Below are 18074 nucleotides of genomic sequence, written 5' to 3'. Positions count from 1 at the left end.
GCACCCGAGCCACCCCTGCGCCCGACCGGGCCAGAAAAGAAATTCAGCGAGGAGCGAACTGCGTGACCGCCGACACGTCCGTGCCTTCCAGCGCGCTGCTGTCCGGAGCAGACCGGGACGGTTCCAACTACACCGCGCGGCACCTGCTCGTCCTCGAGGGCCTCGAGGCCGTCCGCAAGCGCCCCGGCATGTATATCGGGTCCACGGACAGCCGTGGCCTCATGCACTGCCTGTGGGAGATCATCGACAATTCCGTCGATGAGGCCCTGGGCGGCTACTGCGACCACATCGAGGTGATCCTCCATGAGGACGCCTCCGTCGAGGTCCGCGACAACGGCCGTGGCATCCCGGTCGACGTCGAGCCCAAGACGGGGCTGGCCGGCGTCGAGGTCGTGATGACCAAGCTGCACGCCGGTGGAAAGTTCGGCGGCGGCTCGTACGCGGCCTCCGGCGGCCTGCACGGCGTCGGCGCCTCCGTGGTGAACGCGCTCTCCGCCCGCCTCGACGTCGAGGTCGACCGCAACGGCTCCACGCACGCGATCAGCTTCCGGCGCGGTGTGCCGGGGATGTTCACCGAGCAGGGTCCCGACAGCCCCTTCGACCCGGCCAACGGCCTGCGCAAGGGCAAGCGCGTCACCAAGGGCCGCACCGGGACCCGCATCCGCTACTGGGCGGACCGGCAGATCTTCCTCAAGGACGCCAAGCTCACGCTGGACACGCTGTACCAGCGCGCCCGCCAGACCGCCTTCCTCGTCCCCGGCCTGACCATCGTCGTCCGCGACGAGCGGGCGCTCGAGGGGGCCGGCAAGACGGAGGAGACCTTCCGCTTCGACGGGGGCATCAGCGAGTTCTGCGACTACCTCGCCCAGGACAAGGCGGCCTGCGACGTCCTGCGGCTGACCGGCTCGGGCACCTTCAAGGAGACCGTGCCGGTCCTGGACGACCGCGGCCACATGACCCCCACCGAGGTCACCCGCGAGCTGGGCGTCGACATCGCCCTGCGGTGGGGCACCGGCTACGAGACGAACATCAAGTCCTTCGTCAACATCATCGCCACGCCCAAGGGCGGCACCCACATGTCCGGCTTCGAGCGCTCGGTCACCAAGACGGTGAACGAGGTGCTGCGCTCGGCGAAGCTGCTGCGCGTGGCCGAGGACGACGTGGTCAAGGACGACGCGATGGAGGGCATGACGGCCGTCGTGACCGTCCGGCTCGCCGAACCCCAGTTCGAAGGCCAGACCAAGGAGGTCCTCGGGACCTCGGCCGCCACCCGGATCGTCGCCGCGGTGGTCGCCAAGGAGCTCAAGGCGTTCCTGACCTCGACCAAGCGCGACGACAAGCAGCAGGCGCGCTCCGTGATGGAGAAGATCGTCGCGGCGGCGCGGACCCGGATCGCGGCCCGCCAGCACAAGGAGGCGCAGCGCCGCAAGACCGCGCTGGAGTCCTCCTCGCTGCCGGCGAAGCTCGCCGACTGCCGCAGCGACGACGTGGAGCGCAGCGAGCTGTTCATCGTCGAGGGGGACTCCGCCCTCGGTACCGCGAAGCTGGCGCGCAACTCCGAGTTCCAGGCCCTCCTGCCGATCCGCGGCAAGATCCTGAACGTCCAGAAGTCGTCGGTCTCGGACATGCTCAAGAACGCCGAGTGCGGCGCGATCATCCAGGTCATAGGGGCCGGGTCGGGCCGCACGTTCGACATCGACGCCGCCCGCTACGGAAAGATCGTCCTGCTCGTCGACGCCGATGTGGACGGCGCCCACATCCGCTGCCTGCTGCTGACCCTCTTCCAGCGCTACATGCGTCCGATGGTCGAGGCGGGCCGGGTCTTCGCGGCCGTGCCGCCGCTGCACCGGATCGAGCTGGTCCAGCCCAAGAAGGGCCAGGACAAGTACGTCTACACCTACTCCGACAACGAGCTGCGCCAGACGCTGCTGGAGTACCAGCGCAAGAACATCCGCTACAAGGACGGCATCCAGCGCTACAAGGGTCTCGGTGAGATGGACGCCGACCAGCTGGCGGAGACCACGATGGACCCCCGCTTCCGCACGCTGCGCCGGATCAACATCGGCGACCTGGACTCGGCCGAGCAGGTCTTCGACCTGCTCATGGGCAATGAGGTGGCGCCCCGCAAGGAGTTCATCACCAGCTCGGCGGCGACCTTGGACCGCTCGCGCATCGACGCCTGATCCGCGGTCGGGCCGCCGCGCGGCCCGACCGGGCTCCCGCCACCGCTTCTCTTCGCTCCCTCGTCCGTCCATCACCTGATGGAGTGAAGAGAACCCGGACACCGGTGGCGAACCCTTCCTTCCGCACATCCTGGGCGGTACGCGGCCACTGAGGCGGCGGACAAGGAGAGCCCGGTGGACAAGCAAGAAGGGCGCGATGCCGGAACGATAATCCGGTACGACGATCCCTGGTACGAGGCCCTCGCCGCGGGCTGGGGCGAGGGCGAGGGCGAGACGGGGGAGGGCGGAGCGCAGGCGTCCGGCCCGCGCCCGGCCACCGCATCCGACGACGACGGCCGGCGCGACCCCCGCGCCGCCGACATCTACCTGGAGGTGCAGCGCAGCGCGGCCTTCCAGGAGGTCCGCAGCCGCTACCGGAGGTTCGTCGTCCCGGCCACCCTCGGCTTCTTCCTCTGGTACCTCGCCTACATCGTCGCGGCGACCGCCGCGCCGGGGCTGATGGCCCGACCCGTCGTGGGCGCCGTCAACGTCGCCCTGCTCGCCGGGCTCGGCCAGTTCCTCAGCACTTTCGTGCTCACCTGGGCCTACACGCGCCACGCGCGGCTGCGCCGGGACCGCGCGGCCCTCGACCTGCGCTGGACCGTCTTCGAACAGGAGCGGGGCCAGGCGCGCACCCGGGGGGCGCACCGGTGAGTACCGAACACCAGACGCTGGCCCTCATCCTGTGCAGCCTCTTCATCGCGGTCACCCTGGGCATCACCACCTGGGTCAGCCGCAACCGGCACGGCTCCGCGGAGGAGTTCTACGCGGGAGGGCGGCTGTTCTCCCCATTGGAGAACGGTTTCGCCATCGCCGGCGACTACATGTCCGCCGCGTCCTTCCTGGGCATTTCCGGCCTGATCGCCCTCTTCGGCTACGACGGCCTGCTCTACTCCGTCGGGTTCCTCGTGGCCTGGCTGGTGGTCCTGTTCCTGGTCGCCGAGCTGGTGCGCAACTGCGGCCGGTTCACCCTCGCCGACGTGGTCGCGGCCAGGATGAGCGAGCGGCCCGTCCGGATCGCCGCAGGCGTCTCCTCCGTCACCGTCTCGGTGCTCTACCTGGTCGCGCAGATGGTCGGCGCGGGCAGCCTGATCGGGCTGCTGCTCGGCAGTTCGAGCACCGGCGCCCGGACCCTGACCGTGATCGGCGTGGGCGCGCTGATGGTGATCTACGTGTCCTTCGGCGGCATGCGCGCCACCACCTGGATCCAGATCGTCAAGGCGGTGCTGCTGATGGGCGGGGCCGTCGCGCTCACGGTGCTCGTCCTGCTCCGCTTCCACGGCGACTTCAACCACCTGCTGACCAGCGCCGCCGCACGCAGCGGCCACGGCAAGGAGTTCCTGAACCCCGGACTCAAGTACGGCGGGGACTGGACCGCCCGCTTCGACTTCATCAGCCTCGGACTGGCGCTGGTCCTCGGCACGGCCGGGCTGCCGCACATCCTGTCGCGCTTCTACACCGTGCCGACCGCGCGGGCGGCCCGCCGCTCGGTGGTGTGGGCGATCGCGCTCATCGGGGGCTTCTACCTGATGACGATCGTGTTGGGGTTCGGTGCGGCCGCACTCTTGGGCCCGGACCAGGTGCGGGCCTCCAACGCCTCGGGGAACACGGCCGTTCCGCTGCTCGCGGCCCAGCTCGGCGGAGGGGCCGACTCCACCGGGGGCGCGGTGCTGTTCGCGATCGTCGCCGCCATCGCGTTCGCGACGATCCTCGCCGTGGTCGCCGGGATCACGCTGGCCTCCTCGGCCTCCGTCGCGCACGACCTGTACGCCTCGCTCAAGCGGCGCCACGCGCGGCAGCGCAGCGAAGTGACCGTGGCCAGGGCGGCGGCGGTGGGCATCGGGGCGGTGGCGATCGCCCTCGGGCTGCTCGCCCAGGACCTGAACGTGGCCTTCCTCGTGGGGCTGGCCTTCGCGGTCGCGGCTTCCGCGAACCTGCCGGTGCTGCTGTACTCGCTGTTCTGGCGGGACTTCACCACGAGGGGCGCCGTCTGGTCGGTGTACGGGGGGCTCGTCCCGGCCGTGCTGCTGGTGGTGCTCTCGCCGGTGGTCTCCGGCAGCCCCGACGCGCTCTTCCCGCACGTGAACTTCCAGTACTTCCCGCTGCAGAACCCCGGGATCGTCTCGATCCCGCTCGGCTTCCTGGCGGGCTGGCTGGGCACGGTCACCTCGGCCGAGGTCCCCGACGCGGCCCGGCACGCCGAGACCGAGGTCCGCTCGCTGACCGGCGCCGGAGCGGTGTGAGCGCCAGGGGGTGCACGCCCTAGGGGCGCGCGGTCGGGAGCCAGGTGTAGCGGTGTTCCGGGCGGCCGGTCTCCCCGTACCGCAGGGAGAGCCGGACGCGGTCGCTGCGTTCGAGGAGCTTGAGGTAGCGCTGCGCGGTCTGGCGGCTGATGCCCGCCAGGTCGGCGATCTGCTGGGTCGACAGGGGGCCGTCGGCGCTCCGCAGGACCTGGCGGACCAGGTCGGCGGTGGTGGGGGAGTGGCCCTTGGGGAGCTCGTTGGGCGTGGCGGCCCCGGCCAGGGCGCCGAAGATGCGGTCCACCTCGGCCTGCTCGGCCTCGCCGCCCCCGCCCAACGCGCGGCGCAGGGCCCCGTACGCCTCCAGCTTGGCGCGCAGCCCGGCGAAGGTGAACGGTTTCACCAGGTACTGGAGGGCGCCGAGGCGCATCGCGGCCTGGACCGTGGCGAGGTCGCGGGCGGCGGTCACCATGATCACATCGGTCTGGTGGCCGAGTCGGCGCAGCGAGCCGACCAGGTCGAGCCCGCTGCCGTCGGGCATGTAGTGGTCCAGTAGGAGCAGGTCCACCGGCCGGTCCGGCGGGCGGGCGGTGATGAACTCCAGCGCCTCGGCGGCCGAGTGGGCCCGCCCCGCGACCGTGAAACCGGGCACCTTGGCCACGTAGGCCGCGTTGATCCGGGCCACCCGGGGGTCGTCGTCCACGACCAGGACCTGGAGCGGGGAGCTGCTCATCGCAGGGCCTCCGGCAGTTCGACGGAGAATTCGGCCCCGCCGTCGGGCGCCTCACCGGCCCGCGCACTGCCGCCCTGGCGCTGCGCGAGACGGCGTACGAGCGCGAGCCCGAGCCCGCGCTCGCGGTGCCCGCTCGGCAGCTTCGTGGACCAGCCTTCGGTGAAGATCTCCTCGCGCCGCTCGGCGGGCACCCCGGGGCCGCTGTCGCGCACCCGCAGCACGGCGGTGCGGCCCCGGGCGCACAGTTCCACCTCGACCCGGGGATCGGCCGAGCCGACCGCCGCGTCCAGGGCGTTGTCGACGAGGTTGCCGACGATGGTGACGAGGCCGCCGGGGTCGACGAGCCGGTCGGGCAGGAGGGTGGCGGGGGCGAGGCGCAGCGCGACGCCGCGTTCGGCGGCGACGGTGGCCTTGCCCACCAGCAGTGCGGCGAGCAGGGGATCGTGGACCTTCTCGGTGACCTGCTCGGCGGTGCTGCGGTGCACGCCGACGACCTCGGTGAGGAACTCCGAGGCCTCCTCGTGCAGGCCCAGTTCGAGCAGGCCGAGGAGGGTGTGCAGCCGGTTGGCGTGTTCGTGGTCCTGGGCACGCAGGGCATCGATCAGGCCACGGGTGGAGTCCAGCTCGCGGCCCAGGTGTTCCACCTCGGTGCGGTCGCGCAGGGTGGCGACGGCGCCGCCGTCCTCGGTGGGCATGCGGTTGGCGAGCAGGACGCGGGAGCCCTGCACGGTGAGCAGGTCGCGCCCGGTGACCCGGCCCGCCAGGACATCGGTGGTCCGGCCGGGGCCGAGCAGCTCCTCCAGGGGGCGCCCGGCCGCGTCCGGGGCGCCGGGGGCGAGGCCGAGCAGCCGTGCGGCCTCGTCGTTGACCAGCCGGACGCGGCCCGTTCGGTCGAGGGCGACGACGCCCTCGCGGATGGAGTGCAGCATCGCCTCGCGCTCGGCGAGCAGCCCGGCGATATCGGAGAAGGCCAGGTCGCGGGTCTGCCGCTGGATCCGGCGGGAGAGCACGAAGGCGGCGAGGGCGCCCACCGCCAGCGCGCCGCCGGCGTAGGCGAGCAGGCCGGGGATGGCGCCGACCAGCCGGTCCCGGACGTTGTCGTAGGCGATGCCGACGGAGACGGCGCCGACGATCTCGCCGTCGGTCGCGAGCAGCGGGACCTTGCCGCGGGCGGATCGGCCGAGGGTGCCCTCGTCGATCTCCATGACCTCGCGGCCGGCCAGCGCGTCGGTGGGGTCGGTCGAGACGGGCAGCCCGATCAGTTCGGGGCTGGGGTGGGAACGGCGGATGCCCCGGAGGTCCACGACGACGACGTACTCGGCTCCGGTGGCCCGGCGGATGCGCTCGGCGATGGCCTGGACCCGACCTTCCGGGGCGGGCGGGCCGGACAGCAGGGCGGTGGGCAGGTCGGGGTCGGCGGCGGTGCTCTGCGCGATGGCCAGGGCGCGGCGCATGGCCTGGTCGTCGAGCTGGGAGCCGAGCGGGGCCAGGAAGAGGCCGGTGGCCAGAACGGCGACCCCGGCGGCTATCGCCAGCTGGGTCAGCAGGATCTGGGAGACCGCCCGTCGGGGGCGGCCGAAGCGCCGGGCGCTCGTCGCGCCCGTGGCGCTCGTGAGGTGGGACCGCATGAGTACGAACCGTAGGGCGGCTTCCGCTTTTTAGGAATTTCCATAGGGCACGCAAATTCCTTGCGCTGCTTGCGTGCTGCTTGCGCAAGTGTTTCAGCAGGAAAAGTGTGGTCGTGGCGGTAGACGACTGACCAAGGCTCTGCAATTCTCGCACCGCAGTACGCAAATTCCTATGTCACCTGGTTCAGAAAACTCATGTCGAGGGACGAGGACGTATGAGAAGGCACAGCTGGAGATGGCGGGCCCTGGCCGCCCTGATCAGCACGGCCCTGCTGATGCTGGGATGGCCGGCGCTGACCGCCACGGCCGCGGGCGGTCCGAACATCGCCGCGGGCAGGCCCGCATCCGCGAGCAGTACCAACGGCTCCCTCACGGCCGCCACCATCACGGACGGCAATCAGTCCACGTACTGGGAGAGCGCCGGCAGCGCCTTCCCGCAATGGGTGCAGACCGACCTCGGCGCCACCACGCGCGTCGATCACGTGGTGCTGAAGCTCCCCGCGGGCTGGGAGAACCGCAATCAGACCCTGTCCGTCCAGGGCAGCGCCGACGGCACCGGCTTCAACACGCTGGTCGGCTCGGCCACCTACACCTTCGGCCAGGGCAGCGGCAACACGGTGGCCATCGGCTTCCCGGCCGCCCAGACCCGGTTCGTCCGGATCGAGATCACCGCCAACACGGGCTGGCCGGCCGCCCAGCTCGCCGAGCTGGAGGTCCGGTCCCCCGGCGAGTCCTCGGACAACCTGGCCCTGGGCAAGACCCTGACCGCGAGCAGCAACACGCAGTCCTACGTCGCCTCCAACGCCAGCGACGGCAACCGCGCCAGCTACTGGGAGAGCGTCAACAACGCGATGCCGCAGTGGCTCCAGGCCGACCTGGGTGCCTCGCTGCGCGTGGACCGGGTGGTGCTGCGGCTGCCCGAGAACTGGGGGCCCCGCACCCAGACCCTGAAGATCCAGGGCAGCGCCAACGGGGCCGACTTCACCGACCTGACCGCCTCCAAGGCCTACGACTTCACCACGGTGGGCGGCAACACGGTGACCGTCACCTTCGACGCCGCCACCACCCGCTACCTCCGGGTCCTCATCTCGCTGAACAGCGTGCAGCCGGGCGGCCAGCTCTCCGAACTGGAGATCTACGGGCCCGGGTCCGGGGACACCCAGGCGCCGAGCGCCCCCACCGCACTGGCCTTCACCGAGCCCGCCACCGGCCAGGTCAAGCTCAGCTGGCAGGCCTCCACCGACAACGTCGGCGTCACCGGCTACGACGTCTACGCCAACAACCAGCTGCGCACCAGCGTGGCCGGCAACGTCACCACCTACACCGACACCCAGCCCACCGGCGCGAGCGTGACCTACTACGTCCGCGCCAAGGACGCCGCCGGGAACCAGTCCCCGAACAGCAACACCGTCACCCGCGCCGGTGACACCGGGGACACGCAGGCGCCGACCGCCCCGGGGTCCTTGTCCTTCACCGAGCCCGCTGCCGGGCAGGTCAAGCTCAGCTGGCAGGCCTCCACCGACAACGTCGGCGTCACCGGCTACGAGGTGTACGCGAACAACGCGCTGCGCACGATCGTCGCGGGCAACGTCACCACCTACACCGACACCCAGCCCACCAGCGCGAGCGTGACCTACTTCGTCCGTGCCAAGGACGCGGCGGGCAACCGGTCGGCGGACAGCAATTCCGTCACCCGCAACGGCACCGGCGGCGGCTCCAACCTCGCCGTCGGCAAGGAGATCGCCGGCTCCTCCGTGACCAACGCCTTCGTCGCGGAGAACGCCGACGACAACGACACCGCGACCTATTGGGAGGGCGCGGGCGGCGCCTACCCGAGCACCCTGACGGTCAAGCTCGGAGCCAACGCGGACCTGGACCGCCTCGTCCTCAAGGTCAACCCCGACAGCAGCTGGGGCACCCGCACCCAGCGCATCGAGGTGCTCGGCCGAGAACAGGGAGCGTCCGGCGTCACCAGCCTGGTCGCCGCCAAGGACTACGTCTTCAACCCGACCTCGGGCAACACCGTCACCATCGCGCTGAGCGCCCGCGTGGCGGACGTGCAGCTGCGCTTCACCGCCAACAGCGGGGCCGGGAACGGCCAGATCGCCGAGTTCCAGGTCATCGGCGTCCCCGCGCCCAACCCCGATCTGGTGATCACGGCGCTGGGCGCCGCCCCGGCCGCACCGGTCGAGTCGGACCCGGTGACCCTTTCCGCCACGGTCAAGAACAGCGGCCCGGCCGCGGCGGCCGCCACCGCGGTGACCTTCCAGCTGGGCGGCTCGAAGGCGGCCACCGCCAACGTCCCGGCCCTGGCCGCGGGCGCGCAGGCGAACGTCACCGTCTCCATCGGGCCGCGCGACGCCGGCAGCTACCCGCTGAGCGCGATCGTCGACGAGGCGAACACGGTCATCGAGCAGAACGACACGAACAACACCTTCACCGCCCCGCCGCTGGTGATCCGGCCGGTGGACAGCTCCGACCTGGTGGCCGCGGCCGTCAACTGGAGCCCGAGCGCGCCGGCCGTCGGTCAGAACGTCGACTTCTCGGTCACGGTGAAGAACCTGGGCACCGTGGCGGCCGCCGCCGGGTCGCACGGCATCACGCTCACCCTGCAGGACGCGAACGGCGCCACCGTCCGTACGCTGACCGGCTCCTTCAGCGGGGCCCTCGCGCCCGGCGCCTCCTCGGCCCCGGTCGCCCTCGGCGGCTGGACGGCGGCGAACGGCAAGTACACCGTCAAGGTGGTGCTCGCCGACGACGCCAACGAACTGCCGGTCAAGCGCGCCAACAACACCAGCACCAAGGCCTTCTTCGTCGGCCGCGGGGCGAACATGCCCTTCGACACCTACGAGGCCGAGGACGGCGTCGTCGGCGGCGGGGCGAGCGTGGTCGGCCCGAACCGCACCATCGGCGACATCGCGGGCGAGGCCTCCGGCCGCAAGGCGGTCAGCCTCGACGCGACGGGCGAGTACGTCGAATTCACCACCCGGGCGGCCACCAACACGCTGGTCACCCGCTTCTCCATCCCGGACGCCCCGGGTGGCGGCGGCATCGACGCCACCATCGACGTCTACGTGAACGGGACCTTGAAGAAGGCCCTCCCGCTGACCTCGAAGTACGCCTGGCTGTACGGCGCCGAGGCCTCCCCGGGGAACTCGCCCGGCGCCGGCGCCCCGCGGCACATCTACGACGAGGCCAACGTCCTGCTGGGCGAGACCGTTCCGGCGGGCAGCAGGATCCGCCTCCAGAAGGACGCGGCCAACACCTCCACCTACGCCATCGACTTCGTCAGCCTGGAGCAGGCCACGGCGATACCCAACCCGAACCCGGCGGCGTACGCCGTGCCGACCGGGTTCGGCCACCAGGACGTGCAGAACGCCCTGGACAAGGTCCGCATGGACACCACCGGCAAGCTTGTCGGCGTCTACCTGCCGCCCGGCGACTACGACACGGCCAGCAAGTTCCAGGTGTACGGCAAGGCCGTGCAGGTGGTCGGCGCGGGCCCGTGGTTCACCCGCTTCCACGCCCCCACCACGCAGGACAACACCGACATCGGCTGGCGGGCGGAGGGCACGGCCAAGGGATCCTCCTTCTCCGGCTTCGCCTACTTCGGCAACTACACCTCACGCATCGACGGCCCGGGCAAGGTCTTCGACTTCTCGAACGTCACCGACATCACCATCGACAACGTCTGGAACGAGCACACGGTGTGCCTCTACTGGGGCGCCAACACCGACCGGATCACGATCAAGAACTCCCGGATCCGGGACACCTACGCCGACGGCATCAACATGACCAACGGCAGCACGGACAACCTCGTCTCCAACAACGAGGCGCGCTCCACGGGCGACGACAGCTTCGCGCTCTTCTCCGCGATCGACGCGGGCGGCGCCGACATGAAGAACAACGTGTACGAGAACCTGACCACGCTCCTGACCTGGCGCGCGGCCGGAGTCGCGGTCTACGGCGGCTTCAACAACACCTTCCGCAACATCCTCATCGCCGACACCCTGGTCTACTCGGGCATCACGATCAGCTCGCTGGACTTCGGGTATCCCATGAACGGATTCGGCACCGACCCGACGACCTTCGAGAACATCTCGATCCTGCGCTCGGGCGGCCATTTCTGGGGAGCGCAGACCTTCCCGGGAATCTGGATCTTCTCCGCCTCGAAGGTGTTCCAGGGGATCCGGATCAACAACGTCGACATCGTCGATCCGACCTACAGCGGCATCATGTTCCAGACCCAGTACATCGGAGGCCAACCGGTCAATCCCATCAAGGACACGATCCTGCGGGACATCACCATCACGGGTGCCAAGAAGAGCGGCGACGCCTACGATGCCAAATCGGGCTTCGGGCTCTGGGCCAACGAGATGCCGGAAGCGGGCCAGGGGCCCGCGGTCGGTGACGTCGAGATCCACAACCTGAGGACGAGCGACAACGCCGTGGACGTGCGGAACACGACCTCGACGTTGAAGATCAACCAACTGCCGTAGAACGCGTGGGACGGCCCCGCCAAGAGGGCCGAAGGCTAGCGCAAGCGACTTGCGTCGCTTGCGCTAGTCTTGCGCTCATGACGCGACGACTTGCTCAGGTAGCGAAGAAGGTGGGAGTCAGCGAAGCCACGGTCAGCCGGGTGCTCAACGGCAAGCCGGGCGTCTCGGACGCGACCCGCCAGTCCGTGCTCACGGCCCTCGACGTCCTCGGCTACGAGCGGCCCACCCAGCTGCGCGGCGAGCGCGCCCGGCTGGTGGGCCTGGTCCTGCCCGAACTGCAGAACCCCATCTTCCCGGCCTTCGCCGAGGTGATCGGCGGAGCCCTGGCCCAGCAGGGTCTGACCCCGGTGCTCTGCACCCAGACCACGGGCGGGGTCTCCGAGGCGGACTACGTCGAGCTGCTGCTCCAGCAGCAGGTCTCCGGTGTGGTCTTCGCCGGCGGGCTCTTCGCCCAGGCCGACGCCCCGCACGAGCACTACCGGCTGCTGTCCGACCGCAAGGTCCCGGTGGTGCTCATCAACGCCTCCATCGAGGACCTCGGCTTCCCCTGCGTGGCCTGCGACGACGCCGTCGCGGTCGAGCAGGCCTGGCGCCACCTGGCCTCCCTGGGGCACGAGCGGATCGGCCTGGTGCTCGGGCCGCCCGACCACATGCCCTCGCTGCGCAAGCTCGTCGCCGCCCAGGCGGTCGCCGCGGCGGCCGGCACCGAACTGCCCGCCGCCCACGTCGAGCGGGCGCTGTTCTCCCTGGAGGGCGGCCACGCGGCCGCCTCCCGGCTGCTGGACCGGGGGGTCACCGGCATCATCTGCGCAAGCGATCCGCTGGCCCTGGGGGCCGTACGGGCGGCCCGCCGCCGGGGTCTGGACGTACCCCGGCAGGTCTCCGTGGTCGGCTACGACGACTCGGCCTTCATGAACTGCACCGAACCCCCGCTGACCACGGTCCGCCAGCCCATCGAGGCCATGGGCCGGGCCGCAGTGGAGCTGCTGACGGCGCAGATCCAGGGCGCCGCCGTCCAGCCCGGCGAGCTGCTCTTCGAGCCGGAACTGGTGGTGCGCGGCTCCACCGCCCAGGCCCCGCGCGACTAGCGCGCCCCTCCCCGGCGCAGATCGACAGGGCCCCCGTACGTCCACGTGACGTTCGGGGGCCCTTTTTTTGCGTCTGATGACGCACTCGATCCGGTCTGCCCTGTCAATGTATTACGAAATCTGCGCGAGATCTTGCGTTCATCTGTGGCTGGTGGTTGAGTGTGCCGCGCTCGCCCCCACGCACTCCTGCTCGATGCTCGAAGGGGTCCATCGATGAGAAGCAACACCCGCCGCACCGTCGCGGCAGCCCTCGTCTCCGCGCTCGCCGTCACCGCCCTCGCGGCCTGCGGTACGAGCGGCAGCGGCGACGGCAAGCCGGACAAGGCGGCGCCCGGCGCCCCCGCCGACGCCTCCGCGCCGCTCGACCCGAACACCAAGGTCGCCCTCACCATCGACTGCATGCCGCCCGCGGCGAAGGCGGCCGAGCTGAAGGAGTGGAAGGAGGACGTCGAGGCGTTCAAGAAGATCTACCCGAACGTCACGATCGACGGCCGTTCCACCCCCGGTCAGTGCCTGGAGCCCCCGCGGTTCACCGCGATGCTCAAGGCCAAGTCCCAGCCGGACGTGTTCTACACGTACTTCACGGACCTCAAGCAGGTGCTCGACAACAGCGGGGCCGAGGACATCTCGGCGTACGTCACGCCGAAGTCGGTCCCCGCCCTCGACACCATCGACAAGAACGTCATGAACGTCCTGAAGCAGGACGGCAAGCTCTACGGCCTGCCGACCAGCAACTACACCATGGGCCTGCTGATCAACCGCAAGCTCTTCACCCAGGCCGGGCTCAACCCCGACACCCCGCCGCGCACCTGGGACGAGGTCCGCGCGGCCGCCAAGAAGATCGCGGCGCTGGGCAACGGCACCGCCGGCTTCGGCGAGTACAGCGTGGAGAACACCGGCGGCTGGCACTACACCGCGACCCTGTACGGCATGGGCGGCGACGTCGTCGGGGCCGACGGCAAGGCCGCCTTCAACAACCCCACCGGGCGCCAGATCGTCGAGAACCTCAAGGCGATGCGCTGGGAGGACGACAGCATGGGCAAGACCCAGCTGCTCAAGTGGGGTGACCTGCAGAAGCAGATGGCCTCGGACAAGCTCGGCATGTTCCTCGCCGCCCCGGACGACATCACGTACATGGTCCAGCAGCTCGGCGCGAAGTACGACAACTTCGGGATGGGGCCGCTGCCCGGCGGCGCGTCCACGCTCTTCGGCGGCAACAGCTACATGATCAAGAAGGGCAGCTCGCCCGACAAGATCAAGGCGGCGATCGCCTGGCTGAACTTCAAGACCCTCACGGTCGGCAAGGGCCAGTTCGACTTCGCGCGCAGCAAGGCCGACGGCCTCCCGGTCGGCCTGCCGCAGCCCGCCTTCTTCGTCGGCGCCGCCAAGGAGCAGAGCGACGCGCTGAAGGCCGCGAGCGCCACGATGCCGGTCGCCAACTTCAAGTCCTTCCTGGACAACCCGGTGCCGCCCAAGGCCGAGCCGGCCAAGGCCCAAGAGGTCTACAAGGTGCTCGACAAGGTGATGTCGGGGGTCCTCACCAACAAGGACGCGGACCCCGCACAGCTGCTCGGCGACGCCGAGAAGGCGGTCGACCAGGTGCTGGCCAACCAGTAGGGCGCCGGGCGGGCCCGGGGCGCCTCCCCGGCCCGGTCCCGCCCGCCCCGCCCCGCCGTGTTCAGCCCTGCGACCCACCAAGGAGCGGCGATGTCGGCCCCCACCCTGCCCGGATCCCGAGAGGCCTTCGTCCGGGCGTTCAAGCGGAACGTCTCCGCCCACGGATTCCTGATCGGCGCGATCCTCTGTTTCGCCTTCTTCTCCTGGTACCCGATGGTCCGGGAGTTCGTCCTGGCCTTCCAGAAGACCGAGAACGGCGTCACCCGCTGGGCCGGCCTCGACAATTTCCGCTACGTCTTCAACGACCCGAATTTCTGGCAGGCGTGGCGCAACACCCTGCTGTTCACGGGACTCGCACTGATCCTCGGCTTCGTGGTCCCGTTCCTCGTCGCCGTCGTCCTCAACGAATTCCGCCACGCACAAGGGTTCTTGCGGCTGCTCGTCTACCTTCCGGTGATGATGCCGCCGGTCGCCTCGGTCCTGCTGTTCAAATACTTCTACGACCCGGGATACGGCCTCTTCAACCGGATCCTGGTCTTCCTCCACCTCCCCGCCCAGGACTGGCTCCAGTCCACCGACACCGCCATGCTCTCGGTGGTCCTCGCCGCCACCTGGATGAACATGGGCGGCGCGACGCTGATCTACCTCGCCGCCCTCCAGGGCATCCCGGGCGAGCTCTACGAGGCCGCCGAACTCGACGGCGCGGGGCTGCTCCGCAAGATCTGGCACATCACCATCCCGCAGACCAAGCTCATCCTCTCGCTGATGCTGCTCATGCAGATCATCGCGACCATGCAGGTCTTCGTGGAGCCGTTCCTGCTCACCGGCGGCGCCGGCCCCGAGGGGTCGACGACGACCGTGGTGGTCCTCATCTACCAGTACGCCTTCAACTTCAACCAGTACGGCGGCGCCGCGGCCCTGGGCCTGTGCCTGCTCGTCCTGCTCGCCGGCTTCTCCGCCGCCTACGTCCGGCTGAGCCGCGACAACGAGGACTGATGCGAGGACCGACGCGAGGACCGACCCGAGAACTGACCCGACCCGAGAACGGACCGGAGCCCGAAACATGGCAGAGCGCACGCTGATCTCGCCGGCCCAACTCGGCCGGACCCGGGGCAAGGTCCTCTACTGGACGGTCCTCGTCCTGGTCGTCGTCGGCTTCACCCTCGTCTTCCTCGGCCCCCTGTACTGGATGGTCGCGAACGGCCTCAAGAGCACCGAGGAGTTCGCCGAGGTCCCGCCCACCCTGGTGCCCGGCTCCCTGCACACCGCCAACTACACCAGCGCCTGGAAGGTCATGGACCTGGCCAAGCTGCTCTTCAACACCCTCTACTACGCCTTCGGCGCGCTGGCCTTCCAACTCGTCCTCGACGTCGCGGCCGCCTACTCGCTCTCGCGGCTGCGCCCCGTCTTCGGCAAGGCCGTCCTCGGGATGATGCTGGCGACCCTGATGATCCCGGCCACCGTGCTCGTCGTACCGCAGTACCTGACCGTCCTGGACATGCCCCTCATCCAACGGAACCTGCTCAACACGCCCTGGGTGATCTGGCTGCCGTCCGTCACGAACGCCTTCAACATCTTCCTGCTGAAGCGGTTCTTCGACTCGATCCCCCAAGAGATCCTCGACGCGGCCTCTATCGACGGGGCGAGCGCCCTGCGCACCCTGCGCTCCGTCGTCCTGCCGATGTCCCGGCCCATCCTCGGGGTCGTGTCCATCTTCGCGATCGTCGGCGTCTGGAAGGACTTCCTCTGGCCGATGCTCACCCTGCCGGACCCGGCCCTGCAGACGCTCAACGTCGGCATCTACTCGCTGTCGACGGGCGTGCCCGAGAACCACCTGATCGCGGCGCTCGCCATGGCTTCCGCGCCCACGCTCATCGTGTTCCTGATCTTCCAGCGCAACATCATGAGCGGCCTCACGGCGGGCTCCCTCAAGGGCTGACCACCCTTCTCCCGCCCCGTGCGAAAGGACCACCCCTCGTGGCCGACTTTCCCCTGCCCGCAGCCGCCGCCGACTGGTGGCGCACCGCGGCGATCTACCAGGTCTACCCGCGCAGCTTCGCCGACGGCGACGCGGACGGCACCGGCGACCTCGCGGGCGTCCGCGCCAAGCTGCCCTATCTCGCCGAACTGGGCGTCGACGCGCTGTGGTTCACGCCCTGGTACCTGTCGCCGCTCGCCGACGGCGGCTACGACGTGGCCGACTACCGCACCATCGACCCCGCCTTCGGCACCCTGGACGAAGCGGAGAAGCTCATCGCCGAGGCCACCGGCCTGGGCATCCGCACCATCGTCGACATCGTCCCGAACCACGTGTCCGACCAGCACGCGTGGTTCCGCGCCGCCCTCGCCGCCGGACCCGGCAGCCCGGAGCGCGAGCTCTTCCACTTCCGCCCCGGCCGCGGCGAGCACGGCGAACTGCCGCCGGGCGACTGGCCCTCGCAGTTCGCCGGGGCGACCTGGACGCAGGTACCGGACGGGGAGTGGTACCTGCACCTGTTCACGCCCGAGCAGCCCGACCTCAACTGGGCCCACCCCGCCGTCCGCCGCGAGCACGAGGACGTCCTGCGCTTCTGGTTCGAACGCGGCGTGGCGGGCGTACGGATCGACTCCGCGGCCCTGCTCGCCAAGGACCCGGCCCTGCCCGACCTGGCCGGCCGCCCCGGCGAGCCCTGGCCCGGCGAGACCCACCCCTACATCGACCGGGACGAGCTGCACGACATCTACCGCTCCTGGCGCGCCATCGCCGACGAGTTCGGCGCGATCTTCGTCGGCGAGGTCTGGTTGCCGGACTCCGAGCGCTTCGCCCGCTACCTGCGCCCCGACGAGCTGCACACCGCCTTCAACTTCTCCTTCCTCAGCTGCCCCTGGGACGCGGCGCGGCTGCGGAAGTCCATCGAGGAGACCCTCGCCGAACACGCGCCGGTCGGCGCCCCCGCCACCTGGGTGCTCTGCAACCACGACGTGACCCGCACGGTGACGCGCTACGGGCGCCACGACACCGGATTCGACTTCGCCGCCAAGGTCTTCGGCACCCCCACCGACCTGGCCCTCGGCACCCGCCGGGCGCGCGCGGCGGCCCTGCTGACCCTGGCCCTGCCGGGCGCTGTCTACGTCTACCAGGGCGAGGAACTCGGCCTGCCGGAAGCCGACGTCCCGCTCGACCGGATCCAGGACCCCATGCACTTCCGCTCCGGGGGCCGCGACCCCGGCCGGGACGGCTGCCGGGTGCCGCTGCCCTGGTCGGCCGAACCCTGGCGGACCCCGTGGCTGCCACAGCCGGAGCACTGGGCGACGTACGCCGCGGACCGGCAGGCCGGCGACCCGGAGTCGATGCTCAGCCTCTACCGGCTGGCCCTCGGCCTGCGTCGGGCGGCGCGCGGCTTCGGGGCGGGGTCGATGCGCTGGCTGCCCGCGCCGGAAGGCGTACTGGCCTTCGCCCGCCCCGACGGCCTGGTCTGCGCGGTCAACCTGTCCGACGCGCCGGTGCCACTGCCCGGCCACACCGAACTCCTGCTGGCCAGCGCCCCCTTGGACGGATCCGGGCTGCTCCCGCAGGACACGGCGGTCTGGCTGCGGACCTGACGCCACGGCCGGACCGCCGGTACCACCGGCCCCCACACCCCCCGCACCCCCCACACCCCCCGCACCCCCCGCACCTCCTCGTAGCCGCCCCTGTACGTCCCCACCCAGGGAGAGGTCCCGACATGAGCCCCACGAGCCGCACGACCCCACCGCGGGCCCGGCCGGTGAGCGCCGCCCTCCTCGCCGCCCTGGCCACCGCGGCCCTCGCCGCGACCGCCGCCCTGCCGGTCCTCACGTCCGCCGCCCCGGCCGCGGCGGCCACTCCCGCCGCCCTGTCGCCCTTGGACGTCCAGGGGCGCGGGGCCACCGTCCCCTTCACCGAGCAGGAGGCGGAGCGGGCCGCCACCAACGGGTCCGTGATCGGCCCCGACCGCACCTACACGACCCTGCCCGCAGAGGCCTCTGGCCGCAGCGCGGTCCGTCTGGACGCGGCGGGGGGGCGTACGTCGAGTTCACCCTGACCGG

Annotated in this window: 12 protein-coding genes; 10 read left to right on the top strand and 2 right to left on the bottom strand. The window is 70.7% G+C overall.

Features of this window, described 5'->3' with window-relative positions; translation table 11 throughout:
• Positions 1 to 62: 62 nt before the first annotated feature.
• The 3 genes from ACIBEA_RS17615 (at position 63) to ACIBEA_RS17605 (ending at position 4465) form a co-directional block, all read left to right on the top strand.
• Complete coding sequence (locus ACIBEA_RS17615; RefSeq protein ID WP_399261779.1) at positions 63 to 2183, top strand: type IIA DNA topoisomerase subunit B; 2121 nt, start codon at positions 63 to 65, stop codon at positions 2181 to 2183.
• Between the two features lie 174 nt (positions 2184 to 2357).
• Positions 2358 to 2876 (top strand): DUF485 domain-containing protein, encoded by a 519-nt coding sequence (locus tag ACIBEA_RS17610; RefSeq protein WP_399261777.1) that lies wholly within the window; start codon positions 2358 to 2360, stop codon positions 2874 to 2876.
• On the top strand, positions 2873 to 4465 hold the full coding sequence (locus ACIBEA_RS17605; RefSeq protein WP_399261775.1) for a cation acetate symporter: 1593 nt from the start codon (positions 2873 to 2875) through the stop codon (positions 4463 to 4465). The genes ACIBEA_RS17610 and ACIBEA_RS17605 overlap by 4 nt, the downstream gene beginning before the upstream one ends.
• A 19-nt stretch (positions 4466 to 4484) precedes the next feature.
• Here the strand turns inward: ACIBEA_RS17605 and ACIBEA_RS17600 are convergent, their stop codons facing one another.
• Together ACIBEA_RS17600 and ACIBEA_RS17595 are read right to left on the bottom strand one after the other, a co-directional pair.
• Positions 4485 to 5195, bottom strand: a complete 711-nt coding sequence (locus tag ACIBEA_RS17600) for a response regulator (RefSeq protein WP_399261773.1) — start codon at positions 5193 to 5195, stop codon at positions 4485 to 4487.
• A complete protein-coding gene (locus ACIBEA_RS17595; protein WP_399261771.1) occupies positions 5192 to 6823 on the bottom strand; it encodes an ATP-binding protein in 1632 nt (543 codons plus the stop codon). Before ACIBEA_RS17595 ends, ACIBEA_RS17600 begins: the two co-directional genes overlap by 4 nt.
• A gap of 215 nt (positions 6824 to 7038) precedes the next feature.
• On the opposite strand from ACIBEA_RS17595, the gene ACIBEA_RS17590 reads away from it, so the two are divergent.
• From ACIBEA_RS17590 to ACIBEA_RS17560, 7 genes are all read left to right on the top strand, one after another.
• Positions 7039 to 11322, top strand: coding sequence for a discoidin domain-containing protein (locus ACIBEA_RS17590; protein WP_399261769.1), 4284 nt, complete (start codon positions 7039 to 7041; stop codon positions 11320 to 11322).
• Between the two features lie 77 nt (positions 11323 to 11399).
• Positions 11400 to 12410 carry a LacI family DNA-binding transcriptional regulator gene (locus ACIBEA_RS17585; protein ID WP_399261767.1) on the top strand — a complete coding sequence of 337 codons (1011 nt, stop codon included), beginning with the start codon at positions 11400 to 11402 and terminating at the stop codon, positions 12408 to 12410.
• 213 nt (positions 12411 to 12623) lie between these two features.
• Positions 12624 to 14027, top strand: coding sequence for an ABC transporter substrate-binding protein (locus ACIBEA_RS17580; protein ID WP_399261765.1), 1404 nt, complete (start codon positions 12624 to 12626; stop codon positions 14025 to 14027).
• Between the two features lie 90 nt (positions 14028 to 14117).
• Positions 14118 to 15023 (top strand): carbohydrate ABC transporter permease, encoded by a 906-nt coding sequence (locus ACIBEA_RS17575; RefSeq protein WP_399261762.1) that lies wholly within the window; start codon positions 14118 to 14120, stop codon positions 15021 to 15023.
• 67 nt (positions 15024 to 15090) lie between these two features.
• Positions 15091 to 15966 carry a carbohydrate ABC transporter permease gene (locus ACIBEA_RS17570; protein ID WP_399261760.1) on the top strand — a complete coding sequence of 292 codons (876 nt, stop codon included), beginning with the start codon at positions 15091 to 15093 and terminating at the stop codon, positions 15964 to 15966.
• A 38-nt stretch (positions 15967 to 16004) separates the two neighbouring features.
• Positions 16005 to 17609: a glycoside hydrolase family 13 protein gene (locus ACIBEA_RS17565; RefSeq protein ID WP_399261758.1), complete on the top strand. Its 1605-nt coding sequence runs from the start codon at positions 16005 to 16007 to the stop codon at positions 17607 to 17609.
• A 122-nt stretch (positions 17610 to 17731) separates the two neighbouring features.
• On the top strand, positions 17732 to 18070 hold the full coding sequence (locus ACIBEA_RS17560; RefSeq protein WP_399261756.1) for a hypothetical protein: 339 nt from the start codon (positions 17732 to 17734) through the stop codon (positions 18068 to 18070).
• Positions 18071 to 18074: the final 4 nt, after the last annotated feature.

Source organism: Streptomyces sp. NPDC051555, assembly GCF_044454405.1.
GTDB lineage: Bacteria > Actinomycetota > Actinomycetes > Streptomycetales > Streptomycetaceae > Streptomyces.
The sequence above is the reverse complement of the archived record's forward strand: the minus strand, read 5'-3'. Positions and strand labels throughout refer to the sequence as shown.